The organism is Actinomadura fulvescens, assembly GCF_039533225.1.
Lineage (GTDB): Bacteria > Actinomycetota > Actinomycetes > Streptosporangiales > Streptosporangiaceae > Spirillospora > Spirillospora fulvescens.
This window is the reverse complement of record NZ_BAAATD010000001.1, coordinates 1014265-1040124: the sequence shown is the minus strand read 5'-3', so window position 1 is coordinate 1040124 and position 25860 is coordinate 1014265. Positions and strand designations below refer to the sequence as shown.

Annotated in this window: 26 protein-coding genes; 4 read left to right on the top strand and 22 right to left on the bottom strand. The window is 72.9% G+C overall.

The features are described from left to right. Positions 1-5: 5 nt before the first annotated feature. From ABD333_RS04915 to ABD333_RS04825, 19 genes are all read right to left on the bottom strand, one after another. The gene (locus ABD333_RS04915) at positions 6-1268 is read right to left on the bottom strand and encodes an extracellular catalytic domain type 2 short-chain-length polyhydroxyalkanoate depolymerase (RefSeq protein WP_344538041.1); all 1263 of its coding nucleotides are present in this window, start codon (positions 1266-1268) and stop codon (positions 6-8) included. A gap of 122 nt (positions 1269-1390) precedes the next feature. Beyond that, positions 1391-1837: a type II 3-dehydroquinate dehydratase gene (aroQ, locus tag ABD333_RS04910; RefSeq protein WP_344538039.1), complete on the bottom strand. Its 447-nt coding sequence runs from the start codon at positions 1835-1837 to the stop codon at positions 1391-1393. Between the two features lie 127 nt (positions 1838-1964). Beyond that, on the bottom strand, positions 1965-3041 hold the full coding sequence (gene aroB, locus ABD333_RS04905) for a 3-dehydroquinate synthase (protein WP_344538037.1): 1077 nt from the start codon (positions 3039-3041) through the stop codon (positions 1965-1967). Next, positions 3038-3547 carry a shikimate kinase gene (locus ABD333_RS04900; RefSeq protein ID WP_344538036.1) on the bottom strand — a complete coding sequence of 170 codons (510 nt, stop codon included), beginning with the start codon at positions 3545-3547 and terminating at the stop codon, positions 3038-3040. The genes aroB and ABD333_RS04900 overlap by 4 nt, the downstream gene beginning before the upstream one ends. Before the next feature lie 13 nt (positions 3548-3560). Next, positions 3561-4742 carry a chorismate synthase gene (gene aroC / locus ABD333_RS04895; RefSeq protein ID WP_344538035.1) on the bottom strand — a complete coding sequence of 394 codons (1182 nt, stop codon included), beginning with the start codon at positions 4740-4742 and terminating at the stop codon, positions 3561-3563. Positions 4743-4828: 86 nt separating this feature from the next. Beyond that, complete coding sequence (locus ABD333_RS04890) at positions 4829-5323, bottom strand: GNAT family N-acetyltransferase (protein WP_344538033.1); 495 nt, start codon at positions 5321-5323, stop codon at positions 4829-4831. Between the two features lie 40 nt (positions 5324-5363). Then, the gene (locus ABD333_RS04885) at positions 5364-8366 is read right to left on the bottom strand and encodes a glycine--tRNA ligase (RefSeq protein WP_344538850.1); all 3003 of its coding nucleotides are present in this window, start codon (positions 8364-8366) and stop codon (positions 5364-5366) included. Positions 8367-8436: 70 nt separating this feature from the next. Further along, entirely contained in the window at positions 8437-9219 is a 783-nt protein-coding gene (locus tag ABD333_RS04880; RefSeq protein WP_344538031.1) for a phytanoyl-CoA dioxygenase family protein, read from the bottom strand. A gap of 44 nt (positions 9220-9263) precedes the next feature. Further along, the gene (locus ABD333_RS04875) at positions 9264-9851 is read right to left on the bottom strand and encodes a prepilin peptidase (protein WP_344538029.1); all 588 of its coding nucleotides are present in this window, start codon (positions 9849-9851) and stop codon (positions 9264-9266) included. Between the two features lie 11 nt (positions 9852-9862). Then, entirely contained in the window at positions 9863-10570 is a 708-nt protein-coding gene (locus ABD333_RS04870) for an SseB family protein (RefSeq protein WP_344538028.1), read from the bottom strand. Between the two features lie 70 nt (positions 10571-10640). Next, positions 10641-11747: a barbiturase gene (gene bar, locus ABD333_RS04865; RefSeq protein WP_344538026.1), complete on the bottom strand. Its 1107-nt coding sequence runs from the start codon at positions 11745-11747 to the stop codon at positions 10641-10643. Between the two features lie 6 nt (positions 11748-11753). Continuing rightward, on the bottom strand, positions 11754-12722 hold the full coding sequence (locus tag ABD333_RS04860) for a carbamate kinase (protein WP_344538025.1): 969 nt from the start codon (positions 12720-12722) through the stop codon (positions 11754-11756). A gap of 99 nt (positions 12723-12821) precedes the next feature. Next, positions 12822-13979, bottom strand: a complete 1158-nt coding sequence (locus tag ABD333_RS04855) for a CU044_5270 family protein (RefSeq protein WP_344538023.1) — start codon at positions 13977-13979, stop codon at positions 12822-12824. Continuing rightward, complete coding sequence (locus ABD333_RS04850; protein ID WP_344538022.1) at positions 13976-14524, bottom strand: RNA polymerase sigma factor; 549 nt, start codon at positions 14522-14524, stop codon at positions 13976-13978. Before ABD333_RS04850 ends, ABD333_RS04855 begins: the two co-directional genes overlap by 4 nt. A gap of 89 nt (positions 14525-14613) precedes the next feature. Next, complete coding sequence (locus ABD333_RS04845; protein ID WP_344538021.1) at positions 14614-15777, bottom strand: pyridoxal phosphate-dependent aminotransferase; 1164 nt, start codon at positions 15775-15777, stop codon at positions 14614-14616. A 45-nt stretch (positions 15778-15822) separates the two neighbouring features. Next, positions 15823-16428 carry a response regulator gene (locus tag ABD333_RS04840; protein WP_344538019.1) on the bottom strand — a complete coding sequence of 202 codons (606 nt, stop codon included), beginning with the start codon at positions 16426-16428 and terminating at the stop codon, positions 15823-15825. Next, the gene (locus ABD333_RS04835; RefSeq protein WP_344538017.1) at positions 16425-17654 is read right to left on the bottom strand and encodes a sensor histidine kinase; all 1230 of its coding nucleotides are present in this window, start codon (positions 17652-17654) and stop codon (positions 16425-16427) included. Before ABD333_RS04835 ends, ABD333_RS04840 begins: the two co-directional genes overlap by 4 nt. A 63-nt stretch (positions 17655-17717) precedes the next feature. Continuing rightward, positions 17718-18521: an ABC transporter permease gene (locus ABD333_RS04830; protein WP_344538016.1), complete on the bottom strand. Its 804-nt coding sequence runs from the start codon at positions 18519-18521 to the stop codon at positions 17718-17720. Beyond that, complete coding sequence (locus ABD333_RS04825; protein WP_344538014.1) at positions 18518-19447, bottom strand: ABC transporter ATP-binding protein; 930 nt, start codon at positions 19445-19447, stop codon at positions 18518-18520. The genes ABD333_RS04830 and ABD333_RS04825 overlap by 4 nt, the downstream gene beginning before the upstream one ends. Before the next feature lie 142 nt (positions 19448-19589). On the opposite strand from ABD333_RS04825, the gene ABD333_RS04820 reads away from it, so the two are divergent. Continuing rightward, positions 19590-20393 carry a carbon-nitrogen hydrolase family protein gene (locus ABD333_RS04820; protein WP_344538013.1) on the top strand — a complete coding sequence of 268 codons (804 nt, stop codon included), beginning with the start codon at positions 19590-19592 and terminating at the stop codon, positions 20391-20393. 3 nt (positions 20394-20396) lie between these two features. Here the strand turns inward: ABD333_RS04820 and ABD333_RS04815 are convergent, their stop codons facing one another. Next, on the bottom strand, positions 20397-21038 hold the full coding sequence (locus ABD333_RS04815; protein ID WP_344538011.1) for an NAD(P)-dependent oxidoreductase: 642 nt from the start codon (positions 21036-21038) through the stop codon (positions 20397-20399). Between the two features lie 87 nt (positions 21039-21125). Here ABD333_RS04815 and ABD333_RS04810 point away from each other — a divergent pair, with 87 nt between their 5' ends. Further along, positions 21126-21707: a TetR/AcrR family transcriptional regulator gene (locus ABD333_RS04810; RefSeq protein WP_344538009.1), complete on the top strand. Its 582-nt coding sequence runs from the start codon at positions 21126-21128 to the stop codon at positions 21705-21707. A gap of 21 nt (positions 21708-21728) precedes the next feature. On the opposite strand, the gene codA is transcribed toward ABD333_RS04810, so the two are convergent. After that, positions 21729-23018 carry a cytosine deaminase gene (gene codA, locus ABD333_RS04805; protein WP_344538008.1) on the bottom strand — a complete coding sequence of 430 codons (1290 nt, stop codon included), beginning with the start codon at positions 23016-23018 and terminating at the stop codon, positions 21729-21731. 165 nt (positions 23019-23183) lie between these two features. After that, positions 23184-24581, bottom strand: coding sequence for an acyl-CoA synthetase (locus tag ABD333_RS04800; protein ID WP_344538006.1), 1398 nt, complete (start codon positions 24579-24581; stop codon positions 23184-23186). 58 nt (positions 24582-24639) lie between these two features. Between ABD333_RS04800 and ABD333_RS04795 the strand changes: the two genes are divergently transcribed. Together ABD333_RS04795 and ABD333_RS04790 are read left to right on the top strand one after the other, a co-directional pair. Beyond that, on the top strand, positions 24640-25191 hold the full coding sequence (locus tag ABD333_RS04795) for a uridine kinase family protein (protein WP_344538004.1): 552 nt from the start codon (positions 24640-24642) through the stop codon (positions 25189-25191). A 165-nt stretch (positions 25192-25356) separates the two neighbouring features. Next, the gene (locus ABD333_RS04790) at positions 25357-25833 is read left to right on the top strand and encodes a GAF domain-containing protein (RefSeq protein WP_344538003.1); all 477 of its coding nucleotides are present in this window, start codon (positions 25357-25359) and stop codon (positions 25831-25833) included. Positions 25834-25860: the final 27 nt, after the last annotated feature.

Sequence of the window (25860 nt, the reverse complement as noted above, 5' to 3'; positions counted from 1 at the left end):
CCCGGTCAGCACGTGACCCAGTGGCCCGGCGAGGTCTGCTTGAGGGTGCTTCTGGTGAACGTGTTCCACAAGCCGAGCGGCTGGTTGGAACCCACGGCGTACGTCTGGCCCATTCGGGCGTACGCGCGTCCGGCTGTCGTGTGGCTGTAGTTGCTCGCGGTGATGCACTCAGGCGTGGGCGTGGGCGTGGGCGTGGGCGTCGGCGTGGGGCTGGTCGGTGTCGGCGTGGGGCTGGGGTCGGTTCCGCCTCCCGTTCCGCCCAGGGCCTTGACCATGGCGGCGATCGAAGCCATCTGCGGGCCGTTCTTGAGGGGGTAGGCGGCCGACTGGTAGCCCCACCAGTCCCAGCAGCCACGCGGGTTCCCGGTCATGGTCGCGGCCTGCGGGTAGAGCACGATCATGTTGTTGGTGTCGGCGTACTCGTTCAGGTAGCCCTTGTCCATGAGGGCGTTGCCGACCAGCCCGTAGTGCTGGTAGCAGCCGTGCAGGGTCACCATGAGCTTGCAGGGACCGCCCTCACACGCCTTGGGAACGTAGGCGAAGCCCTCATTGCCCATGCTGACCGAGGCGGGATTCCCACCTGGGACGTAGGACCGCTGGTCGAACTGAATGAGCTTCCCGGTCAGCGGCGAATTGCTAGCCGGTGCCACGGAACCCCACAGGTGGGCCAGCATCTCCTTCACCGGATCGGTGTTTCCGCACTTGTTGACGTAGGGCGACGCCGTGGAGCCGCAGGCGTTCGGGCCGATCGGGCTCACCCAGGCGTGCCCGGCCGGGGACGTCTTGTCGTAGGCGACGTTCGCGCCGAGGCCACGGTAGTAGGTGGCGAGGTCGTCGTTGACGGCCGTCTCGATGGTCGCGTCGGCGGTGCCGTGGAAGAGCCACACCCGTGACCCCGACAGGTTCTGGACCGGGTCGACGCTTCCCGCCGCCGCGCGGTCGCGGGTCAGCTGCTGGAGCTGGGCGGGGGTCCGGCGCGGCAGGACGGTGTCCATGCACGCGTTCAGGGCGGTGCTCAAGCTGTTCTGGGCACAGTCGTACGGGCCGGCGGAGAACACGCCGGCTCCCTTGAAGACGCTGGAATAGGCGACGTGGAGCTGGTTGGCCATGTAGCCGCCGGACGAGAGCCCGCTGACGTACGTGGCCGAGATGCCGTACTCGGGGAGCGTGCTCCGGGTCGGCGGCGGCACCGACGCTCTCGCGATCGAGAGTGAGGCCGCCACGCCCAGGGCGGTCAGAATGATCAGGAGCACCTGTCCGGTCCTCATGAATCGTGCCTCCTCACGGACGGGGATTCCGTCAGTGTGGGAGCACGATGTGACCTGAACCACGTCGCCCGCGCACACACTTGCCGCGATCCGTGTGTGGCGTGGGACCGGGTCCGGCCGGTCTAGACCTTCTTCTCCGCGATCAGCTCGGCGACGGCCTGCAGCGCCAGGACGTACGACATGAGGCCGAAACCCGCGATCGTGCCGGTGGCGACACCCGCCACGACGGAGGTGTGACGGAACTCCTCGCGCGCGGCGGGATTGGAGATGTGCACCTCGATCAGGGGCGCGGTGCGCTGGGCGAGGGCGTCGCGCAGCGCGTAGGAGTAGTGGGTGAACGCGGCGGGGTTGATGATGATCGGCAGCCGTTCGTCGGCGGCCTGGTGCACCCAGCGGACCATCTCCGCCTCGTCGTCGGTCTGCCGGACCTCGGCGTGCAGGTCGAGGTGGCGGGCGGCGTCCCGGCACAGCGCGACGAGGTCGTCGAACGACGCCGCCCCGTACACGTCGGGCTCTCGGGTGCCCAGGCGGCGCAGGTTGGGCCCGTTCAGCACAAGGACCCTGTTCATTGGCTCGCTCCGCTCGCGCTCGCTCCGCTCGCGTTCATAGGCTCGCTCCGCTCGCGTTCATAGGCTCGCTCCGCTCGCGTTCATAGGCTCGCTCCGCTCGCGTTCATCGGCTCCGCTCCGCTCGCGGTCATCGGCCGACCTCCTGGTAGGCGGCGGCGAGCAGGGCCTCGTCCGGCCCCTCCAGCCGCCCGGGGGCGGCGATGCCGTCGAGCACGACGAAGCGGAGGGTGGCGCCGCGCGACTTCTTGTCGATGGTCATGGTGGCGCGGAGCTCCTTCCACGCCTCCGCCCCGTACGAGACGGGCAGGCCGACCGAGGAGATCACCTGGCGGTGCCGGTCGACGACGTCCTTGGGCAGCCGTCCCGCCAGGCGGGCCAGCTCGGCGGCGTAGACCATGCCGATGGCGACCGCGTGCCCGTGCCGGAACTTGTAGTCCTCGGCCTTCTCGATGGCGTGCGCGAGCGTGTGCCCGTAGTTGAGGATCTCCCGGAGCCCGCTCTCCCTGAGGTCGGCGGAGACCACGTCGGCCTTCACCTGGATGGCCCGTTCGACCAGCTCGCGGGTGTGCGGGCCGGTGGGCGAGGCGGCGCCCTCCGGGTCGGCCTCGACCAGGTCGAGGATCACCGGGTCGGCGATGAAGCCCGCCTTGATCACCTCGGCGAGGCCGCTGATGTAGTCGTCGTGCGGCATGGTGACCAGCGTGGCCAGGTCGCACAGCACCCCGGCCGGCGGGTGGAAGGCGCCGACGAGGTTCTTGCCCTCGGGGATGTTGATCCCGGTCTTGCCGCCGACGGCGGCGTCGACCATGCCCAGCAGCGTGGTCGGTACCAGCACGGCCTTGACCCCGCGCAGCCAGGACGCCGCGGCGAAGCCCGCCAGATCGGTGGTCGCGCCGCCGCCGACGCCGACGACGGCGTCGGAACGGGTCATGCCGAGCTGCGCGAACCGCGACCAGAGACCGGCGAGCACGCCGACCTCCTTGGCCGCCTCGCCGTCCGGCACCGGCACGGCGTGCACGGTGTATCCGGCCTGTTCGAGGGCGCCGCACACGGGCCGCGCGATCTCCGGCAGGCCCTCGGCGTGGACCACCGCGACGGTGCGCACGCGGTCGCCCAGCAGGCCCGGCAGCTCGCCGAGCACTCCGGTGCCGATGACGACGTCGTACGGGTCGGCGCCGCCGACGTGCACCCGGGACTCCGTCACGACCGCTCCAGTTCCTTGACGATCTCCTCGACGATCTCGGCGGGCTCACGGCCGTCGGTGGCGACCACGATGGTGCCGAGCCGCTCGTAGATCGGCAGCCGTTCCTCCAGGAGCTTGCGCAACTGGCTGCGCGGATTGAGGACCAGCAGCGGCCGCGCCGAGGCCAGCCCGACCCGCTTGACCGCCTCCGACAGCCCGACCTGGAGGTAGACCACGGTGTGCCCGGCCAGCAGCTCCTGGGTCTCGGGGGCCAGGATCGCCCCGCCGCCGAGGGCGAGCACGCCCTCGTGCTCGGCCAGCGCGGCCTGGACGGCGGCGCGTTCGAGCGCCCGGAAGTGCTCCTCGCCGTCGTCGATGAAGATCTCGCCGATGGGCTTGCCCGCCGCGGCCTCGGTGTCGGCGTCGGTGTCGCGCAGGGCGAGGCCGAGTCGCTCGGCCAGGGCGGCGCCGACGGTGGACTTGCCCGAGCCGGGAGGGCCGATGAGAACTGCCTTGGGCCGCGTCATGTGTCTTCCAGCGTCATTTGATTTCCAGGGAGGACAGGTAACCCTGCACGTTGCGGGCGGTCTCCTCGACCGAGTCGCCGCCGAACTTCTCCAGCACGGCGTCGGCCAGCACGAGCGCCACCATCGACTCGGCCACGACCCCGGCCGCGGGGACCGCGGTCACGTCGCTGCGCTGGTTGATGGCCTTGGCGGGCTCACCGGTCCTGACGTCGATGGTGTCCAGGCGCTTGGGCACCGTGGAGATCGGCTTCATCGCGGCCCGGACGCGCAGCACGTCGCCGGTGGTCATGCCGCCCTCGACGCCGCCCGCGCGGTTGGTCCGGCGGCGGATGCCCGTGTCGGTCATGTCGATCTCGTCGTGGGCGCGCGATCCCGGCCGGCGCGCGGTCGTGAAGCCGTCGCCGACCTCCACGCCCTTGATCGCCTGGATGCCCATGAGGACCCCGGCCAGCCGGGAGTCCAGGCGCCGGTCCCAGTGCACGTGGCTGCCGAGGCCGGGCGGCAGCCCGTACACGAGCACCTCCACGACGCCGCCGAGGGTGTCACCCGCCCGCTTGAGCTCGTCGATGTGCGCGACCATCTCGGCGGCCGTGCCGGGGTCGAAGCAGCGCACCGGGTCGTCGTCCACCGCCGCCAGGTCGTCCGGCCCGGGCAGGGCGACGTCATCGGGCACGGTCACCTCGCCGAGCGACACCACGTGGCTGAGCACCTCGGCGCCGAGCGCCTGCCGCAGGAACGCCCTGGCGACCTCGCCCAGAGCCACCCGCGCCGCGGTCTCCCGGGCGCTCGCCCGCTCCAGGACCGGCCGCGCGTCGTCGAATCCGTACTTCTGCATGCCGACCAGGTCGGCGTGGCCGGGCCGCGGCTGCGAGAGCGGGGCGTTCCGCGCCTGCGCCGCCAGGACGTCGGGGTCGACCGGATCGGCCGACATCACCGTCTCCCACTTGGGCCACTCGGTGTTGCCGACCTCGATCGCGACCGGTCCGCCCTGGGTGAGCCCGTGCCGGACCCCTCCCAGGATCGTGACCTTGTCCTGCTCGAACTTCATGCGGGCGCCCCGCCCATGCCCGAGCCGGCGGCGGCGCAGCGCCTCGGCGATGTCGCCTGAGGTCACGCGCACACCGGCCGGGAGGCCCTCCACGATCGCGGTGAGGGCCGGGCCATGGGACTCCCCCGCGGTCAACCAGCGCAGCATGCCGTCGATCCTAGTGACTCGGCGCAGGTGGCCGGATACGTGTCCAGCTGATGAGAACCGGGCGGAGGGCTTCCGGCCGTCCCCGGTCAGGCCCGTTCGGGCTCGTGTTCCAGCAGGTCCTTGCCGTAGCAGCGGCTGACCGGCGAGTCCCGGTAGTAGCCGAAGCCCGGGATCCTGACGTAGCCGGAGGACACGTACAGCGCGATCGCCTCCGGCTGCCTGGTGCCGGTCTCCAGGATCGCGCGACGGCGGCCCGCCGCGGCCGCGGACCGTTCGAGCTCGGCCAGCAGGAGCCGCGCGAATCCCCGCCCGCGCGCCCGCTTCACCACGTACATCCGCTTGATCTCGGCGTCGCCGTCGCGGAAGCCGGGCTCGGCGGAGTCGTGGGCACGCCACCCGCCGCACGCCACCGCGTCGCCGTCCAGCAGCCCGACGACGAAGTGGCCCAGCGGCGCCGCGAACTCGGCGGGATCCGTCGGCGTCTCGTCCTCGCTCCCGTACCGCAGCACGTACTCCTGCTGAACCTCGGCGATCAGCTTCGCCGCGATCGGATCGTCATAGGCGGCGGCCACCAGTTCCATGATCCAGAGAATAGAAGCGAAAGCGGACTGTTCGGACAGTTCAGGCGATCTGGGGCCAGTCGAGGATCGTGACCAGGTCGCGGACATCGGCCAGGAAACCGAGGCGGTTGGCGCGGACGGCCGGGTCCCTGTCCATGACCATGACGTCGTCGAAGTAGGCGTCGATCGGTTCGGCGAGCGGCAGCACGGCGGCGGTGAACTCCGGCAGCGTGGCGTAGCGCGGCAGCTCGGCCCGCACACGGACGAACGCGTCGTACAGGCGCCGTTCGGCCGGCTCGGCGAAGAGGCCGGGGTCGTAGCCGGGAAGGGTGCCGTCCGGGACGATGCGCAGCACCCTCTGGAGGGCGGTGGTGAGCCGCCGGAACCGTTCGTCGCCGAGGAGCCCGCCGAGATCGCGGGCGGCGCGTTCGGCATAGGCGGGCGAGCCCGCGTGCGGCATGACCGCCCGGACCACCTGGACCGGGTGGCCCTCGTCGATGAGCGCCTGCTCGAGGCGGCGGGCGACGAACCGGGTCGCCTCCGCGAGGGCCTCCGGGGCGACCTCGACCGGCTGGTTGCGCGCGGCGATCCGCAGTCCCTCGTCCACCGTGACGGCCGCCAGGCGCGGGTCGCCGCGCAGGATGGCGGTGAGGGCGAGGGCGGCGCGGCGCAGCCCGAACGGGTCGGACCCGCCGGTGGGCGCCGAGCCGACCGCGAAGAGCCCGGCGAGGAGGTCGAGCCGGTCGGCGACGGCGAGCAGCGACCCGGCGACGCCCGCGGGGAGGGCGTCACCGGCCGAGCGCGGCAGCTCCATCTCGTAGAGGGCCTGGGCGACGGCCTCGTCCTCGCCCGCGCGGCGCGCGTACTCGCGCGCCATCGTCCCGGCGAGGCCGGACAGTTCGATCACCATGGACGCGGCCAGGTCGAACTTCGCCAGCTTCCCGGCCCGCCGCACGACATCGAGCTCCTCGTTCGCGAGGTCGACGTGGCTGGCGAGCTCGCCCGCGATCGCCCGGATGCGGGCGGCGCGGTCGGCCATGGAGCCGAGGCGGTCGGCGAAGGTCAGCTTCTCCAGGCCGGTCTTCAGCTCCTCGGGCTTGCGGCGCAGGTCGTGCTCGAAGAAGAACGCGGCGTCCTGGTAGCGGGCGCGCAGGACGGCGGCGTTGCCCGCCGAGACCGCCTCGGTGTCGCAGGGCCCGTTGGCGACGGTGACGAAGTGCGGCAGGAGGCGGCCCGTGGACGAACGCACCGGCAGGTACCGCTGGTGCTTCTTCATGACCGTGGTGAGGATCTCCTCCGGCAGCGTCAGGAAGGACTCGTCGAACGAGCCCAGGATCGGCGCGGGCTCCTCGACGAGGTTGACGATCTCTTCGAGGAGCGGGTGCTCGGCCGGGAAGTCGATCACGCCGCCGACCGAACGGGCGAGCGGCGCGGCGCCCTCGACGACGCGGGAGCGGCGGCGGGAGACGGCGGGCTCGATGCCGTTGGCGCGCAGCGTCGCCGTCAGCGCGTCCGCGTGCGGGACCGAGACCAGGGGCTCGGCGGCGGTGCGGTGGACGCGGGTGGTCCGGCCGGTGGCCAGCCCGGCGACGCTCGCCGGGACGACGTGCTCGTCCAGCAGGGCGACGAGCCAGCGGACCGGGCGGCTGAACGAGACGCCGGGGGCGTTCCACCGCATGTTCGTGTCGGCCCGCAGTCCCCGCACCACGCGCGGCACGAGCTCGGCGAGCACCTCGGCGGCCGGGCGGCCGGTGACGGTGCGGACGAGCCCGGCGTACTCGACGCCGCCGACGGTGACGGTGCCGACCTCGGCGGGATCGACGCCCTGGCCGCGGGCGAACCCCTGGAGGGCCTTGGTCGGGTTGCCGTCGGCGTCGTAGGCTGCCGAGAGCCGCGGGCCCTTGACGACCCGTTCGCGATCGGGCTCGCGCGGTCGCAGGCCGGTGACGACGGCGACGATCCGGCGCGGTGTGGCGCCCGTCTCGGCCGACGACTCGTCGCCGTAGAGCCCGGTCTCCCGCAGCCCGCCGACCAGGGCGCCGGTGACCTGGTCGGCCGTGGGCGCGACCTCGTGCGGGGGCAGCTCCTCGACGCCGATCTCCAGCGCGAACGTGCCCGCCCGGTCGAGCTCGGGAAGGGTCGCCGGCGCCTGTGGCGGCGCGGAACGCCCCGCGCCGGTGGTGGCGTCACGCTCCGCGCGGGTGGCGTCGCCGAGCGGATGGGAAAGCTCGGCGCGGCGTTCGACCCACAGTCCGGCGACCTCGTGCGCGAGGCCCCGCATGCGGGCGAACGCGCGGGCGCGCTCGGTCGTGCCGATGGCGCCGCGCGAGTCCAGGACGTTGAACGCGTGGGAGCACTTGAGGACGTAGGAGTGCGCGGGAACGGGCAGCCGGGCGTCCAGCATCCGCCGCGCCTCGCCGGCGTACGCCTCGAACAGCCGCCGGCCGGTCTCGATGTCGGCGTCGTCGAGGTAGTAGCGGCTCATCTCGTACTCGGACTGCCCGAACGCCTCGCCGTAGGAGATGCCGGGCGCGTACACGATGTCCTTGAAGTGGGAGGCGCCCTGGAGCGCCATGATGATGCGTTCCATCCCGTAGGTGATCTCGACCGAGACCGGGTCGAGCGTCAGCCCGCCGGACTGCTGGAAGTAGGTGAACTGCGTGATCTCCAGCCCGTCCAGCCAGACCTCCCAGCCGAGGCCCCACGCGCCGAGCGCGGGCGACGCCCAGTTGTCCTCGACGAACCGCACGTCGTGGGCGGCGAGGTCGATCCCGAGCGCCCGCAGGCTGCCGAGGTAGACCTCCTGGGCGTCGCCCGGCTCCGGCTTGAGGATCACCTGGAACTGCGTGTGCGTCTGCAGCCGGTTGGGGTTGTCGCCGTACCGCGCGTCGTCGGGGCGCACGCTCGGCTCCACGTAGGCGACGCGCCAGGGCTCGGGGCCGAGCACGCGCAGCGCGGTCGCCGGGTTGAGGGTTCCGGCGCCGACCTCGGTGTTCATCGGCTGGGCGACGAGGCAGCCGTGCCCCGCCCAGTAGTCGGTCAGCCTGATCAGGGCGTCCTGCATGGTCAGCACGGGGAGGTCCTCTGGACGGCGACGGGTTCTCAGCGTACGGCGGTCACCACCCGGCGGGCGGTCACCGCCCGAGACCTCGCCTGACCGCCACCTCGACGGGCGCGTACGCCCCCGCGGCGCGCTCCAGCTCGAACTGCCATCCGGCCGCCGGGAGGAGCGGCGGCTGCGCCATGAACCGCGGCTCGGTGCCGCGGTGCGGCTGGGCCGCGTGCACGAGGAACGGGTGGCAGAGGAACACGTCACCGGCCCGGCCCGTCGCGTACGCGACCGGGCGGTCCTCGCTGGCGGGCACCGCCTTGCCCGCGAGCTCCATGAACGGCAGGCCCTCCTCGCCCGCCGGTTCGAGGATCGGAGCCACGTCGAAGTGCGAGCCGACGCGGACGCGCGTGGGGGCGTCGTGCCGTCCCACGTCGGAGAACAGGAAGAGCAGCAGCAGTGTCCGTCCCTTGGAGAAGACGTTCGTCCGCGCGCTCATGAAGTCGGACGGGTCGTCCCCGGGGAAGCTGGCCTCGACGTGCCACCCGGCGTCGCCGGGGTCCTCGTCGCTGGGAAACCGGACGGGGAAGGTCCCGAGGCCGCCGAGCGGCTCCCAGCGTCCCGCGCCGACGAGCTGGTCGAACGCCGAGTGCAGGCGGGACGTGTTGGCCGCCCGCCGGAACGGCTCCTGGGCGTACCCGCCGAGCCGGACGACCGGCGCGGTCCAGGTGGAGCGGTCGTTCGGATCGGCGCCGACGTCCTTCCAGAGAATCTCCCGGCCCTCCTCGGCGAGGTCTCGCGGGAACGCCTCGTCCAGCCGTACGAAGCCGTCGCGGATGAAGGCCTCTACCTGCGCGTCATCGAGCATGATCTCAGCATGCCCGCCGCCGGCCAGGCCAGACCAACCGTTTTTCAGGCGTGGACGAGGACGGCGAGGAGGGTCCCGAGCAGCAGGAACGGCCCGTACGGGAGCTCGGACCCGCGCCCGGCGCGCCGCGCGGCCAGCAGCCCGGCCGCGCAGACGCCGCCGATCACGAATGTGGCGGCGACGCCGAGGAGCCAGGCGTCCAGGCCGAGCCAGCCGAGGTACAGCCCGAGCACCCCGGCGAGCTTCACGTCGCCGAGGCCGATCGCGCCGGGCAGCAGCAGCCACTGGACCGCGAACAGCGCCCAGAGGGCCGCGAGCCCGGCCAGGGCGTGCGGGAAGCGGCCGCCGCCGTCCTCGGTGAACGGCGCCGCGGCCCCCAGCAGCGCGGCCCCAGCGCCGTACGAGGGCAGCGTGAGCGGGTCGGGCAGCCGTTTGATCGCCACGTCCACGAAGCCGAGGGCCGTGCCGGCCGCCCCGAGCCAGAGGAAGGCGGGCAGGTCGGCGCGCACACCGACGCGCCAGGTCAGCAGCGCGAGCACGGCGGCGCAGGTGAGGGCGACCCGGACGGGCCGCGCACGCAGCGGCTCGGTCCAGTCGGCCCGGAGCGACCAGACGACGGGGGGTGCCTCCACAGGCAGCGACCCTAGCGGGCCGGGCCGCCGCGCATCACGGTCAGCTCGACGCCGCCGACGATACGGCCGCGCAGCAGCTCGGCGAGGCGGTCGGAGACGCGCTGCACGGTCGCCCGCTCGTCGTGGCCGGGCACGACGGCGAAGCGGACCGCCAGCTCGGCGCCGCCGCCCTTGGCGACCTGCACGCCGCTGACGCCCGGCTCGGAGCCGAACGCGGCCTCGATCACGCCGAGCACCTCGGGGTCCTCGTGCGGCGGCGGGACCGGACGGCCCTCGGCCAGCAGGTGCAGGTGCAGCCCCTCGACGGCGAACGGCACCGGGCCCGCGACGTCGACCACGAGCGCGTGGGCGCTCTCATCGAGCGCGGCCAGGCAGGCCCGCCGCGCGTGCACCGCGACCGGGCGGGCGTCCGGCCGCCAGGCCCGCAACGTGTCGGCGGAGGTGAAGCCGAGCACCCCGCGCCGGCCGTCCTCGCCGACGAGCGTCGGCAGCGCCATGTCGCTGGACTTCTCGCGGCGCAGCTCGCCCGGAGCGACCCGCTCTTCCTCGGTCAGCACGGCGACGACGGGTACGAGCAGGCGCGCGTCGTGCAGCTCCTGGAGCACCGCGTGCTCGCCGACGCGTCCGGCCGCGTAGCCGGCGAGCGCCTGGGCCAGCCGGGGTTCGGCGCTGCCGTCGTCGGAGGGGAACTGAGGTTCGGGAATGGTCTTACCGGGCACGGCAGAGAGGCTATATCCTCCCGCGACCGCACAGGGTGCTTACGCCGGTACTCTCCGACATCCGGGGCCGTCAGCCGAGATCGGCGATGGCGGCGACCGTTCCGCCGCCCGACGGACCCTGGTGGACGGCGGCGACCGACACGAACACCGCGGGGTCGCCCGTGACCGACGCCGCGACGCCGCCGACGCACGCCTTGATCTGGCGGTGCCAGTGCACGTCGGAGTCGTCGAGCATGATGTTGCGGCGGCCCCGGACCGAGCCGCCCGGGTCGGCCTCGCACTTGATGAAGACGTTGACGAGCCGGTCGCCCAGGTCGCTGGGATGCGGCCGCTCGGGCAGATCAAGGCCCGCCGACCGGATCGCCGTCCAGATGCCGTCGGCGTCGAGCGCGTCCTCCATCACACCGTGCCCGGCGCGGTAGCGGCCGCCGATGCCGCGCACGTTGCCGACGACCACGATCTGCGCGCGGTCGAGCTCGACGCCGGACGAGCAGGACGCCACCGACGAGTAGAGCGACAGGTCACGGTGGATCTGCTCGGCGGCGGGCGGCTCGATCTCGCCGAGCGCGACGGCGACGCCGAGGGCGGTGGTCGAGTTGGAGATGTCCATCGACTTGAGCGTGTCCTCGGTGACGACGCCGTGGCCGCGCCGCTTGGCGTCGTTGATGGTGTCGAGGGTGAGCAGCGGCGTCTTGGTCTGGACGTAGTGCACGTCGGCCGGGTCGTCGATGCCGGCGATCTTCATGGCCTCGCGGACGCCCGCGGCGACCGTGTCCACCATCGCGGGACGCCCGATGTCCTCGGGCTGGATGATCTCGCTCATCGCCACGCCGACCGACAGCCGCGGTTCGTCCGAGGCGGGCACCGAGGCCGGATCGACCGTGGCGAAGACGGTCGCGTGCGGGCTGAGCACGCCGTCCGTGCCGCCCGACCAGACGAGCGGGACGCCGCGGACCTCCGCCTCGCTCCGGCTGCCCTTCGCGAGCAGCACCTCGCGGAACGCCCGGTCGGCCAGGATGCGGGTGTAGTCGTTCACGCCGCCGTTGCCCTCGGTCTTGCCGACCACCGCGAGCACCCGGTCCGCCTCGATGACGCCGTCGTCGATGAGGCGCGCCAGCCCGGCCGCGTCCGTCACGCTCTCGATGGGGACCTTGCGGACTTCGATCGGATCGGGCACGTCGTGTCACTCCTCGCGTTCGATGATCGTCCCTGCCTTGCCCTCGACCGCCTCGGTGATCCGGTCGAGCGAGGTGATCGCCGCGCGCCGCCCGCCGCCCTCGACGAAGCTCAGCAGCGCCCGCACCTTCGGCCCCATGCTGCCACCGGCGAAGTGCCCGGCGGCGGCGAGCGCGCGCAGCTCGGCGGCGGTCGTGCGGTGCAGCGGGCGTGCGCGCGGCGTGCCGTAGCCCACCAGCGCGTGCTCGACGTCGGTGGCGATGACCAGAGTGCCCGCGCCGAGCCGCCGGGCGAGCAGCTCGGCGGCCAGGTCCTTGTCGACGACGGCCTCCACGCCGCGGAACGTGCCGTTCGCGCGGACGACCGGCACTCCCCCGCCGCCGGCCGCCACCACGATGTGGCCCGCCGCCAGCAGCGCCTCGGCCGCCGCCGCGTCCAGGATCTCCAGCGGATCGGGCGAGGCCACGACCCGCCGCCAGCCGCGTTCGCCGAACGGCTTCCAGGACTGGCCCATGGCCATGAACCGCTCCGCCTCCGCCGCCGGGAAGTAGCGGCCGACGGGCTTGCCCGGATCGGTGAAGCCGCGGTCGGCGGCGTCCACGAGCGTGCGCGTGACGACCGCGGCGACGGGCCGGGACACCCCGCGCGCCGCCAGCGCCCGGGTCAGCGCGTTCATGATCAGCACGCCGATCGTCGCCTGGGTCTGCGCCCCGCACCAGTCCAGCGGCACCGGCGGCACCACGGACGCGGCCAGCTGGTTCTTGATGAGCAGGTTGCCGACCTGGGGCCCGTTCCCGTGCGTCAGCGCCACCTCCGCGCCGGCGGCGACGAGGTCGGCGACATGCTCCATCGCCGCCGCGACGGCCGCCGCCTGCGCGGCCGGCGTGGCGCTCCCGTCCGGCGCGGTCATCGCGTTGCCGCCGAGCGCGATCAGGACCCGCTCGCCGTCGAGCGGGAGCCCGGTGTGGCTGTTCACGGGCCGACGTTATCGGCGAAACGGCCGGGGCTCATGGGCGGAATCCGCCCAAGGAGCACCGGCCGTTCGGCAAGTCTGGCCCGATTGACGCGCCGCCGGTCAGGGCCGGGCGCCGAGCGCGTTCACCCAGCCCATGGCCTCGTAGGTCACCGTCAGGAACGGGCGCTGTCCCTCCGGGCCGCGCGCCTCGTACGACAGGAGCCGCCCGGTCTCCGGCGAGACGATCACCCGGTACTCGGTGAGGTCGCCGCCGCTGACGTGCGTCCTGTCCGCTCCGGCCGGCATCGCCACCGCGACGCCGCGGCGGCCCTTCTCGTCGGTGACGCCGCCGACGAGACGCAGCCCCGGCTGCTCCGCCAGGACCTTGAGCATGGCCGCCCGGGTCGCCGGCTTGATCGGGCCCGCCAGGAGGTCCTGCGCGATGCCCCACACGTACAGCGTGAAACTGTCCTGCAGCGGGTGCTCGGGGTCGTTGACATCGACCTTGTACCTGCGCTGGAGCTCGGCCCGCAGAGCGCCCGCCTCGGTGGGCAGCTTCGCCAGCTCGGCGAAGGTCACCTGTCGCTGGCCGAGCGTCATGTGCATCGGCTCCCGATAGTCGTTGACGTGCCGCTTGGCCGACCACGATTCGAGCTCGGGCGAGCCCATCGCCTTCCACTTCGCCTCGTCGGCGGGCGACGCGAAGGTGGTCGTGCGGTCGATGCCGACCACGGCCCGGGTGACGTCGCCCTTGTCGCGGGCGAGCCAGTCCTCCTGGGTGTGCGAGACGTACGCGGTGAAGGGGATCTTCAGCCTGGTCTTGCGCGCGCGGGGGGTGCCCTCGTTCTTGATCTGGGGAACGAAGCCCGCGACACGCATCGTGGTGCGCTGCCGGTCGTACCAGTAGCGGGCGGGCTTGGCCGGGTCGCGCTCGGCGGCCTGGGCGGCGGCGAGGAGCACGCTGCGCGCGTCGCTGTACGGCGCGGCCTGCTCGCGCCCGGGAGGCGTCGCCGGGGCGCCCTGGTCGGTCGCGACGATGACGCCGGCCGCGGCGCAGGCCGCCGCGGCGACCCCGGCGATCAGCAGGACGGGGCGCCGCCTGCGCGGCCGGACCGCGGCGCCGCTCGCGATCGTGTCGGCGAGCATGGCGCGGGCGAGGTCGTTGTCGCGCCGCCGGTGGTAGGCGCGCTGCGCGTCGTCGTCCAGGGCGGCGGGCCGCAGGGCCTGGAAGGTCTCGTCGGGGTCGATCTTGGAGGGCATGGTCGCTCCGGAGTTCATCGGGCCGCCTCCCGGGCGACCTTGGGGCTTGCGGGGCGGGGGGCGGGGGCGGGGCCGTTCTCCAGCGCCTTGGCCAGGCGCTTGCGGGCCCGGTGCAGGCGGACGAAGAACGCGGTGCTCGAACAGCCCATGACCTTCGCCGCCTGACGTGGCTCCAGGCCGTGCCAGTTGACGAGCGAGAGCACCTCGAGGTCGCGTTCGGACAGGCCCGCGACGGCGGCGAGGGCCGTCTCACGTTCGACGACGTGCTCGGCGACGTCCCACACGGCCAGGTCGGCCGGGCCGGTCAGCTCCGCGATCCGCTCGGCGAGCACACGCCGCCGGTGGCCGTGGCCGCGCTGTTTGCGCAGCAGGTTGCGGGCCACGCCGAGCAGCCACGGCAACGCGGGATCTCCGAGGTCGCCCAGCCTGCGCCACGCGATCAGGAACGTCTCGCTCGCGATGTCCTCGGCGGTGTGCGGCTCGGCATGGGTGAGCGCGTACGCGAGGACACGCCGGTAGTTCTGGTCGTACAGCCTCGTGAACCGTGATTGCGGGTCATCCACGGAGGCCCTCCGCTCCAGGGGGTCGGGATCATTGACATGAGGTAGTCCCTCGGGGGCGCCCTCGTTTACATCCCGATCGCCGAAAAAGATCAGCGGAGGTTCGCGAGCCGTTCCACGGCCTCGTCGATGACCTCGTCCTTCTTGCAGAACGCGAACCGCACGAAGGGGGCGCCCGCCTCGGCGTGGTCATAGAAGACCTGCGTCGGGATCGCGACGACCCCGGCCTTGTCGGGCAGGGCCTTGGCCAGCTCCATGCCGTCGGTGTAGCCCAGCGGCCGGATGTCGGCCTGCACGAAGTAGGTGCCCTGCGGGCGGTAGGCCGTGAACCCGGCGGCCTCCAGACCGGTGATGAGCCGGTCGCGCTTGGCCTGCAGCGACGTGCGCAGCTCCGCCACCCACGGCAGCTCGTTGCGCAGCGCGTAGGCCGTCGCCCGCTGCCACGGGCCGCCGGTCGCGTAGGTCACGAACTGCTTCACCGTCTGGACGGCGCGGATGTAGGGCGCGGGCGCGGTCACCCAGCCGGTCTTCCACCCCGTGACCGAGAACGTCTTGCCGGTCGAGGAGATCGACACGGTCCGTTCCCGCATGCCGTCGAGGGTGGCCAGCGGGATGTGCTCGGTGTCGTCGAACGTCAGGTACTCGTACACCTCGTCGGTGATGGCGATCAGGTCGTGCTCGCGGCAGACGCCCGCGATGACCTCCAGCTCCTCGCGCGTGAACACGGTGCCCGCGGGGTTGTGCGGCGAGTTGACCAGGACGGCCCGCGTCCGCGGCCCGACCGCGGCCCGCAGCTCGTCGGGGTCGAACGTGAACCGTCCCTCGACCGGCCGCAGCGTGACCGGGCGCCGGACCGCCCCCGCCAGCGCGATCGTGGCCGCGTACGAGTCGTAGTAGGGCTCGAAGACGATGACCTCGTCCCCCGGCCCGGTCAGGGCGAGCACCGACGCCGCGATGCCCTCGGTGGCGCCCACGGTCACGAAGACCTCGGTCGCCGGATCGAACTCCAGCCCGTAGCGCTCCAGCCGCTGGGCCGCGACGGCCTCCCGCAGCTCGGGCAGGCCGGGGCCGGGCGGGTACTGATTGCCGCCGGAACGGATGGCCTCGACGGCCGTCTCCAGCATCTTCGGCGGCCCGTCGGTGTCCGGGAAGCCCTGGCCGAGGTTGATCGACCCCGTCGCCACGGCCAGCGCGGACATCTCCGCGAAGATCGTGGTGCCGAATCCCTGCATGCGCGGTACGAGCGGATCTCCCACGCCGTCCACCTTAGAGCCCGCCGGCGCCCCTGCCGGCGATCACGCTCAGATCCAGCCCGTCTCCCGGGCGGCGCGTACGGCGGCCAGCCGGTTGGACTCGCCGAGCTTGGCCATGGCGCTCGACAGGTAGTTGCGGACCGTGCCCTCGGTGAGGTGGAGCAGGGTGGCGATGCGGGCGGTCTCGGTGCCGGCGCCGATGAGGCGGAGGATCTCGCGTTCGCGTTCGGTGAGGGGGTTGTCGCCCGCGGCCATCGCGGCGGCGGCGAGCTCGGCGTCCAGGTAGCGGCCGCCCTCGTGGACCTTGCGGATGGCGGCGGCCAGCTCCTCGGTGGGGGCGTCCTTGGCGACGAAGCCGCGGACGCCCGCGGCCATGGCGCGGCGCAGGTAGCCGGGGCGGCCGAGGCTCGTCAGGATGCACACCGCGCACCGGGCGCCCGAACGCTGGAGGTCCTCGGCCACCGAGAGCCCGTCGGCGCCCGGCATGTCGATGTCCAGGACCGCGATGTCCGGGTCGTGCTCGGCGACGGCGGGCACGACCTCGTCGCCGCGGCCCAGCTCGACGACGACCTCCAGATCGTCCTCCAGGTTGAGGAGGGCGGCCACGGCGCCGCGGATGAGGCGTTCGTCGTCGGCCAGGAGGATGCTGATCACGCCGGGCTCCCGCTCTCGGCGAGTTCGGCGGCGTCGCCGGCGGGCAGCGGGATCACCACGCGCAGCAGGAAGCCGTCGCGGCCGTCGCGCCCCGCGGTCAGCTCGCCGCCGACGATGCGCACCCGCTCGGCCAGCCCGGTCAGGCCCGACCCCGCGTCGCCGCCCGGCCCGCGGACCCCGTCGTTGCTCATCTCCAGGACCACGGACTCACCGTAGAGGGTGAGCGAGATGCGGCAGTGCCGGGCCTCGCTGTGCTTGATCACGTTCGTCGCGCCCTCCCGGATCACCCAGGCCAGGACCGACCGGACCTCGGGCGGCAGATCCGGCGGCGGCCCGGTCTCGCAGCGCACGCCGGCGGCCTCCAGCACCGCGCGCACCCCGGAGATCTCGGCGTCGAGCTCGACCGCGCGATAGCCGCGGACGGCGGCGCGCACCTCGCGCAGAGCGCCCCTCGCGGCGGTGCGCACGTCGGCCATCTCGGCGTGGGCACGGGCCGGGTCCGACTCGGCCATCCGCATGGCCAGCTCGCTCTTCACCGCGATCAAGGACAGGCTGTGGCCGAGCAGGTCGTGCAGGTCGCGGGAGAAGCGCAGGCGCTCCTCGGTGACCGCGAGCCGGGCCTGGGCCTGCCGCGACGCGTGCGCCTCCTGGTGCAGGTCCCACATGCGCATCTGGTACTGGTTGAGGAAGACCACCACGGCGCAGCTGACGGTGAGGATCCCGAACGCGAGCGGTATCGCGTACCAGTGGGCGGGCTCGGCGTACCAGCGCGGCGGCCGGTCGCCGACGGCCAGGGTCAACGGCGTGCACCACAGGGCGGTGCCGAGGATGACCAGGGCGATCCGGCGGCGGGTCCGCAGCAGCGGCGCCGCCGTGGCCGCCCAGAAGATCGGGACGATCAGCCACATCGCGTGCGAGAGCATCATGAGGCTCAGGGCGCCCGCTCCGGCGCCGCAGTACACGATGTTGCGCACGTCCACGCGGCCGTGCAGCCAGTCCCTCAGCAACCGCGTGTAGAACCACAGGAAGACGCCGAGCCCCACGACGGCGGCGGCCACCAGCGGGACGCCGAGCGCGCCCTCGTCGTACCGCTGGACCATGGCCATGCCCGGCATCACGATGAGCGCGGTCATGGACAGCAGGAACATGCGGAACGTCAGGCGGCGGAACTTCTCGAACTCCCGGGCGGCCCGTTCTTCCAGGTCCGCCGTCGTCGCCACGCCCATGTGCCCGCTTCCGTCCTTTCCTGCCGAAACCCTATCCAGCCCCACGAGTGATCGGAGCCCTGGTCAGGCGTGCCGGGGTTCCCAGCGGAACCAGCGGCGGGCCGACCAGTGGCCGATCGCGGTCCAGAGGGCGAAGACCGCGAAAGGCTTGAGGCTGACGGCCCACGCCTCGGTGAACCCGACGTCCGAACGGGCCGCGCCCACGGTGTGGTCCTCGCCGAAGTAGCCCGTGCGGACGATGTCGACGAGGGGGCTGAGCGGCAACATCCCGGCCGCCTCGCGCGCGGCCTCGGGCAGGCCGTCGAGGGGGAACATCACGCCCGACCCCGCCATGGACGCGAACATGATCGGCACCACGGTGAGCTGCGCCAGGTCGGCGTTCGGGGTCAGGCCCGAGACCGCGAACGCCAGCAGCGCGAACACCACGATCCCGCCGAGCATCCCGGCCAGCATCAGCGGCGGGTTCGCCGGCCACGGCCCGTCCAGGACGGTCGCGAGCACCACCACGAGCAGGAACGCCTGGAGCAGGTAGATGGCACCCGACACCGCGACGCTGCCGCCGAACACCTCCGCGTCGGAGAGCGAGCCGCTGCGCAGCCGCTTGAGCGTGAGGTCCTCGCGGCGGGCCGTGAACACCGACACCAGGTTCATGAAGACCGCGAAGATCAGGAAGAACGCGAGATAGCCGGTCCCGGCGAACAGCGCCATGTCCCGGCCGTCGCTCTCCTCGCCCCGGAAGCCGAACAGCATCCCGCCGAACAGCAGCGGCATGCCGATCACGGTGAAGAGGCTCGTGCGGTTGCGCCACAGCAGCGTCAGGTCGAGCCGGGCGACGGCGAGCACGTGCGAGGGGTTCATCGCGTTCATCGGGTCCCTTCCGGGGTCGCGGCGGTGCGGAGGAAGACGTCTTCGAGGGAGGCGCTGCGGGCCTGGAGCCCGTCGAGTTCGAGCCGGTGGTCCTCGGCCCAGCGCAGCAGGTCGTACAGCGCCCCCTGCAACCCCTGGACGCGGTAGCCGGCGACGGCCCGGCCGCCGTCGATCACGATGTCGGCGACCGCGCCGCGCAGGGCGGGCAGGTCGGCGACCTGGACCCGCTCGGGCACGCGGAAGGTGATCCGGTCGCCCTGCCCGGCCACCACCTCCGCCACCGTCCCGGCGACCTCGATCCGGCCCCGATGCATGATCGCCAGCCGGTCGGCGAGGTGCTCGGCCTCCTCCAGGTAGTGCGTGGTGAGCAGGACCGTGGTGCCGCCGGCGACCAGCTCCTGGACGATCTTCCAGGTGGCGTGCCGCGCCTCGGGGTCCATGCCCGTCGTCGGCTCGTCCAGGAACAGCACCCGGGGCCGCCCGAGCAGCGCCAGCGCCAGGTCCAGGCGGCGCTTCTGCCCGCCGGACAGCTGCCTGGTGCGAACCTCCGCCTTCCCGCGCAGGCCGACCATCGCGAGGACCTCGTCACCGCCTCGGGGCGAGGGCGTGAACCGCCGCCACTGGCCGACGGTCTCGGCGACGGTCAGGTCCGCGAAGAACCCCGCCTCCTGAAGCATGATCCCCAGCTGCGGCCGGACGACGCGGCGGTCGCGGTACGGGTCGTGCCCGAGGACCCGCACGGTGCCGGAACCGGCCTCGCGGAAACCTTCGAGCGTCTCCAGCGTCGTCGTCTTGCCGGCGCCGTTGGTGCCGAGGAGCGCGAACAACTCGCCCTCCGCGACCTCGAACGAGATGCCGCCGACGGCCTCGAAGTCCCCGTACCGCTGCCGGAGTTCGCTCACCTGGATGGCCTGCTTGGTCTGCATACGCCAAGGCTCGCGCCGCCGCCACGACGCCGGTAGAAGCCGCTGTCACCGGTTCCGTACGCGCCTGTAACCCGTCCCGCATGACACCTGTCATGTGCGTGCGCCTGGGGAGGTACGCCCGGGGCTACGTACGCTTGGGGACATGCGCGTAGCTCTGTGCCAGATCTCGGTCGGCGACGACCCCCACGAGAACCTCCAGACGGCGCTCGGCGCCATCGCCGAAGCCGCGGCCACTCCGGGCGGCGCCGACCTGGCGGTGCTGCCCGAGGCCACCGTGGTGCGCTTCGGCAACGATCTCGCGGCCGCCGCCGAGCCCCTGGACGGCCCGTTCGTCACCGCGCTCCGCGACGCCGCGCGCGAGCACGGCACCGCGGTCGTCGCGGGCGTCTTCGAACCGGCCTCCGGGGGCCGCGTCCACAACACCGTCGTCGGCATCGACGCCGACGGCGGCCTCGCCGGCTCGTACCGCAAGATCCATCTCTTCGACGCGTTCGGCGACCGGGAGTCCGACGACGTCGCGCCCGGCGACAAGCCCGTGGTCCTCGACCTGGCGGGCACCCGGGTCGGCCTGATCACCTGCTATGACGTCCGCTTCCCCGAGCTCGCCCGCGCGCTGGTCGACCAGGGAGCGGAGGTACTGGTCGTCCCGGCGGCCTGGGCGCAGGGCGTCTTCAAGGAGGAACACTGGACGACCCTCGTGCGCGCCCGCGCGATCGAGAACACCACCTGGGTCGTCGCCGTGGACAAGGCCCCCGACCGCTCGCGCCCGCCGCGCGGCGCCCCCGGCGGCGTGGGCCGGAGCCAGCTCATCGACCCCATGGGCACGGTCGTCGCCGATCTGGGCCCCTTCCCCGCCGTCCGGGTCGCCGACCTGGATCCGGGCGTCACGGCCCAGGTCCGCGCGTTCCTTCCCGCCCTGGAGCACCGCCGCCCCGATCTTTTCTGACGCTCAGCCGGCGACACAGACGACGTGGCCGGTCGTCGCCGGGTCGCCCATCACGTCCAGCAGGGCCGTGGCGAGGTCGGCCCTGGTGATCGTGAGCCCGCCGCGCACGTTCCGGTCGACGGCGCTGCGGTAGGCGCCCTTGGCGGGCTTGCCGGTCAGGCGCGGCGGGCGGACGATCGTCCAGTCCAGGGCCGAGGCGCGCACCTGGGCCTCGGCCTTGAGCATGTCGTCGAACGCGTGCCTGAGGAGCCGCTGCACGATCAGCGGCTTGGCCACGTACCGGGTGAACGGGCCGTCGCCTGCGTCGGCGGCCAGGCCGCTGGCGCTCACCATGACCAGCCGCCCACCGCCGGCGGCGTCCATCGCGGCGATGATGCTGCGGGAGCTGTCCGCGCAGACGGTGGTCGGGGCACGGCCATCACGGGAGCCCATCGCGGTGATGACGGCGTCGCGGCCCTTGACGGCGTCGCCGATGGACGCGGGGTCCATGACGTCGGCCTCGACGACGTCCACGCGTTCCCGCAGATCCGCGGGCAGCCGCGCGGCGTCGCGCACTACCGCGGTCACCTCGTGGCCCAGGCCGGCCGCCCGCTTCAGCACTTCGACGCCCGTACCGCCGGTCGCCCCGAAGACTGTGATCTTCATGTCGCTCCTTCTTCGCCCGGGGGGTTAGTAAACGTTCACTCACCCCTATCCTGGGTAAGTATTCACTCACCTGTCAAGCGGGGGCCGATGAGCGCACGCGCACGAATCCTCGACGCGGCCGCGGAGATCATGCGGACGTGCGGGGTCACCAGCACCACCACCAAGGAGATCGCGCGCGCTGCGGGCTGTTCGGAGGCGCTGCTCTACAAGCACTTCCGCGACAAGGAGGAGCTCCTGATCCACGTGCTGAAAGAGCGCATGCCCGCGTTCGCCGGGATCCGGCGGCCGGGCGAGGCCACCGTCGAGGAGAACCTGGTGGCGATCGCCCATGGCGCGCTCCGCTTCTACACGCGCACCTTCCCGATGATGGCCTCGATGGCCGCGCAGCCGAACCTCATGGTCGCGACCCGCGACTCCATGAAGAAGTACGAGACGGGTCCGCACCACGCCGTCGAGTGGCTGGCGGGCTACCTGGCCGGCGAGCAGCGGATCGGCCGCGTCTCACCGGGCGCCGACAGCCAGGTGATGGCCGCCCTGCTCATGGGTGCCTGCTTCCAGCAGGGCTTCCTGCACTACGTCCGGGAGGGCGTCGACGGCGGCGACATCCCCGAGTCCCTCGCCGTGACCCTCGTCCACGGCCTTCTGCCCGTCCTGCTTCCCGGCGCGTGACCCAACGCGTGACCGGCGTGGCTACCCGCGGTCGCGGTGCCTGACGAAGTCGATGTCCTCGGGCTCGCGTCCAGGCCAGGTGAGGCGGGTGGGAGCGGGCGGAGTCTCGGCGATGACACGCCCGCGCGACATGACATGGCTCGGCCGCGTCTGGCGGCGCACGGCGTCGTAGGGAGACGAGGCGGGCAGGACGACCAGGTCTGCGGGCCGGCCCGGTTCGATGCCGTACGCCTCGCCCAGGTGCAGCACGCGGGCGGCGCGTTCGGTGACCATGGCGAACGCCTCGTCGATCTCGGCGGCGCCGGTGAGCTGCGCGGCGGCGATACCGACCAGCGCCACCTGCAAAGGCGACGCGGTGCCCAGCGGGAACCACGGATCCATCACGTCGTCATGGCCGAACGCGACGTTCACCCCCGCGCCGAGCATCTCCTTGACCTGCGTGAGGCCGCGCCGCTTGGGATGGTCGTCGAACCGGCCCTGCAGGCAGAGGTTGGCGAGCGGGTTGCAGACGAGGTTGATGCCCGAGCGCGCGAGGATCCGCCGCAGCTTGTAGGAGTAGGCGCCGTTGTAGGAGCCCATCGCGGTGGTGTGCGACGCCGTGGCCTTGTCCCGGAACCCGCCGCGCCGGGCGAGCGTGGCCAGCACCTCCACGAACCTCGACTGCTCGTCGTCGATCTCGTCGCAGTGCACGTCGACCAGCAGCCCGTACCGCGCCGCGAGGTCGAACGCGATCTCCAGCGACCGGACGCCGTCCTCGCGGGTGTCCTCGAAGTGCGGGATCGCGCCGATCGCGTCCACGCCGCACCGCGCCGCCTCCCTCAGCAGCTCCACCCCGTTGTCGTACGAGCAGACGCCCTCCTGCGGGAACGCCACGAGCTGCAGGTTCAGCACGTCGCTGACCCGGTCGCGCACTTCGAGCATGGCGTTCAGCGCGACGAGGCCCGGATCGGTGACGTCCACGTGGCTGCGCACGTGCAGGACGCCGTTCGCCGCGTACCACCGCAGCACCTCGGTGGCGCGGGAGATCACGTCCTTGCGGGTGAGCGTCCGCTTGCGCTCGCTCCAGACCGCGATGCCCTCCCACAGCGAACCCGAGGCGTTCCAGCGGGGCTCGCCCGCGGTCAGCGTCGTGTCGAGGTGGACGTGCGGCTCGACGAACGGCGGGCTGACCAGGGCTCCGTCCGCGTCCAGCAACAGCCGGCCGGACCCCCGTCCCGCCGGTACGACGCGCCCGAACCGCTCCCCCTCGATCTCGATGTCCCAGAGGCCGTCCCGGCCGGCGAGCAGGGCGTTGCGCAGAAGTCGTGTCATGGAGGACTCCCCTGTCATCGAGACTCCCGGAGGGTTCGGCGGCTTGAGAACGAGGCAGAGGCCGCCCGCGACGGTGACGGGCCGGGTGCGGTGGGTGACATCAGATCACGACGATACTGGTCGCGCTCCGTGACACCGGTGCCCAACCCGCCGCGACGCCGCAGGTCATGGACGGAGGCGGGTTTTCACCACCTTTCCCATGGCGTTGCGGGGCAGGGTCTCCACCAGATGGACGGTCCGCGGGCGTTTGTGGACCGAGAGGAGTTCGGCGACGAAGGCGGCCAGCTGCTCGCCGTCGACGCCGTCGGCCACCACGAAGGCGGTCACCTGCTCGCCCAGGTCGGCGTGCGGGGTGCCGACGACCGCGGCCTCCCGTACGGCCGGGTGCGCCAGCAGGGCGTTCTCCACCTCTCCGGCGCCGATGCGGTAGCCGCCGCTCTTGATGAGGTCGGTCGAGGCCCTGCCGACGATGCGATGCCAGCCGTCGGGCCCGATCGTGGCGATGTCGCCCGTACGGAACCAGCCGTCCGCGCCCAGAGCCTCCGCGGTCGCCTCGGGCCGGTCGAGGTACCCGCTGAAGACCATCGGCGCCCGGACGTAGAGCTCGCCGGGGGTCTCTCCGTCGGCGGGGCCGGGTGCGCCGCCCTCGGCCACGAGCTTCGTCTCCACGCCGGTGAGCGGCGTGCCCACGTACCCCGGCCGCCTGTCACCGTCGGCGCGCGCGCTCACGGTGATGAGGGTTTCGGTCATGCCGTAGCGTTCCACCGGGCGGTGGCCGGTCAGCCGCTCCAGGCGTTCGAACACGGGGACGGGCAGGGGCGCGCTTCCCGAGACCAGAAGACGCGCGCCGCGCAGTTCCTCGGCGGACGCGGGATCATCGCAGACCCGCGACCAGACGGTGGGCACTCCGAAGTAGAGCGACCCGCCGCGCGAACGTGCCGCCGCGTAGGCGCCGGCGCGCGGGCGCCCGGTGTGCACGAGCGGCGACCCCACCCGCAGTGCGCCCAGTACCCCGAGGACCAGGCCGTGAACGTGGAAGAGCGGCAGCCCGTGCACGACCACGTCCTCGGGCGTCCACGCCCACGCCTCGGCCAGCGCGTCCAGCCCCGCGGCGATGGCGGCCCGGGACACGAGCACGCCCTTGGGCGCGCCCGTCGTTCCGCTGGTGTAGAGGATCAGGGCGGTCGCGTCGGCGGGGACGGTGCCCTGCGTGCCGTTCCCGGTGAGCTCGTCCACCGGGACGACGGGCGGCCCCTCTGCCTCGTAGGCGCCGCGCGCCGCCAGCACCAGCTCCGCGCCCGAATCCCGGAGGCTGTGGTCGCGTTCGGCCGGACCCGAGTCGGGCGGCAGCGGCACCACCGGAACACCGGCGAGAAGCCCGCCCACGACGGCGGTGACGGTCTCCAGGGCCGCGGTCGCGTGGACCGCGACCACGCCCGCGCCGCGGATCTCGGCCGCCACGCCCGAGGCGCGGCCGAACAACTCCTCCCGCGACACCGCGCGGTCGCCGACCCGGACCGCCTCGCCGTGGCCGTCCCGCTCGCCGCCGAGCAGATCCATCATTCGCCCTCCCGGAGTCCGTACGCACGGTCGCTGTCCGACTCTGCGAGTATTCCGTGCCGTGGTCGACTATCGGGGGCTGGCCGCGCGGCTCCTCATGCTGCCGCCGTCGTGCGGGCCGGTGCGGGTGGTGGCCGTCGACGGACCGAGCGGGGCTGGCAAGTCGACGCTGTCGGACCGGCTTTGCGAGGCGCTCGGCGGCGCCCCGGTGGTGCGGTCCGACGACTTCCGCGTGCCGTGGGACGCCGACCCGCTGACCTGGTGGGATCCGCTGCGCGCCACGGTGCTCGACCCCTTGTGCGCGGGACGTCCGGCACGGCTGCGGCGGTACGACTGGCGGCACGACGCGTACGGCGCCGAGGAGGAGATCCCGCCGCCGCCCGTGCTCATCGTGGAGGGAGTGGGAGCGGCGTGGCGGGAGTGTCCTGCCGCGTTCCGCATCTGGATCGACGCGCCCAGGGACGTACGGCGGGCACGCGCCCTGGCCCGCGACGGCGCGGAGTGGGCCGCGGCGTGGGACGGCTGGACCGCGCGTGAGGAACGGCACTTCGCCGATGACCTGACACGCCGACGGGCCGACCTGACGGTCGACGGCACCGGCGGCGATCCCTGACCGCTATCGGGCCGACCTCCCGGTTTCGCAATGTTGGAACACCCTCCGTACCTCGATCGAACAGGCTACGGTGAGTCCATTCACGCATCCGCCCTGCCCCTTGCGGATCGCCAGGCGGCGGAGGACACCTAGGTGCCGCGCAACAGCACGGAGTGCCGCAGGGCGTTGACCACCGATGTCCTCGCGGCCACGCTGACGACCACTGCCGCCGCCGCGCGCGTCGGCGGGTCCGGGCTCATCCTGGTCAGCGACGGCAAGCCGCGCGCGATCGGGGGCAGCGACGCCGCGTGCCGGTCGCTGGCACACGCCCAGGTCGACATCGGCTCCGGCCCGGCCTTCCGGTGCATGGTGACCGGCCGCCCGGTGGCCATCCGCGATCTGCTCGCCGACTATCCCCTCGGACATCCCGAGCTCGCCCCGTACACGGGGCCGGTCCGCGCAGTCCTCTCCGTGCCGATACGGGTCGGCAGGGTCGTCACCGGGGCGCTGGATCTGTACGACCGGCAGGCGCACGCCTGGCCCTCCCGTCAAATCATCGCCGGCCGCGAACTCGCGCAGGTCATGGCGGCGATTCTCTACCTGCTCGCCGCCGGCCCGAGGGGCCGGTCGGTGTCGAGTGCCCGCTCAGGGGTACCCCAATGATCCATGAATGTCAGGTAGGAGGAAGGC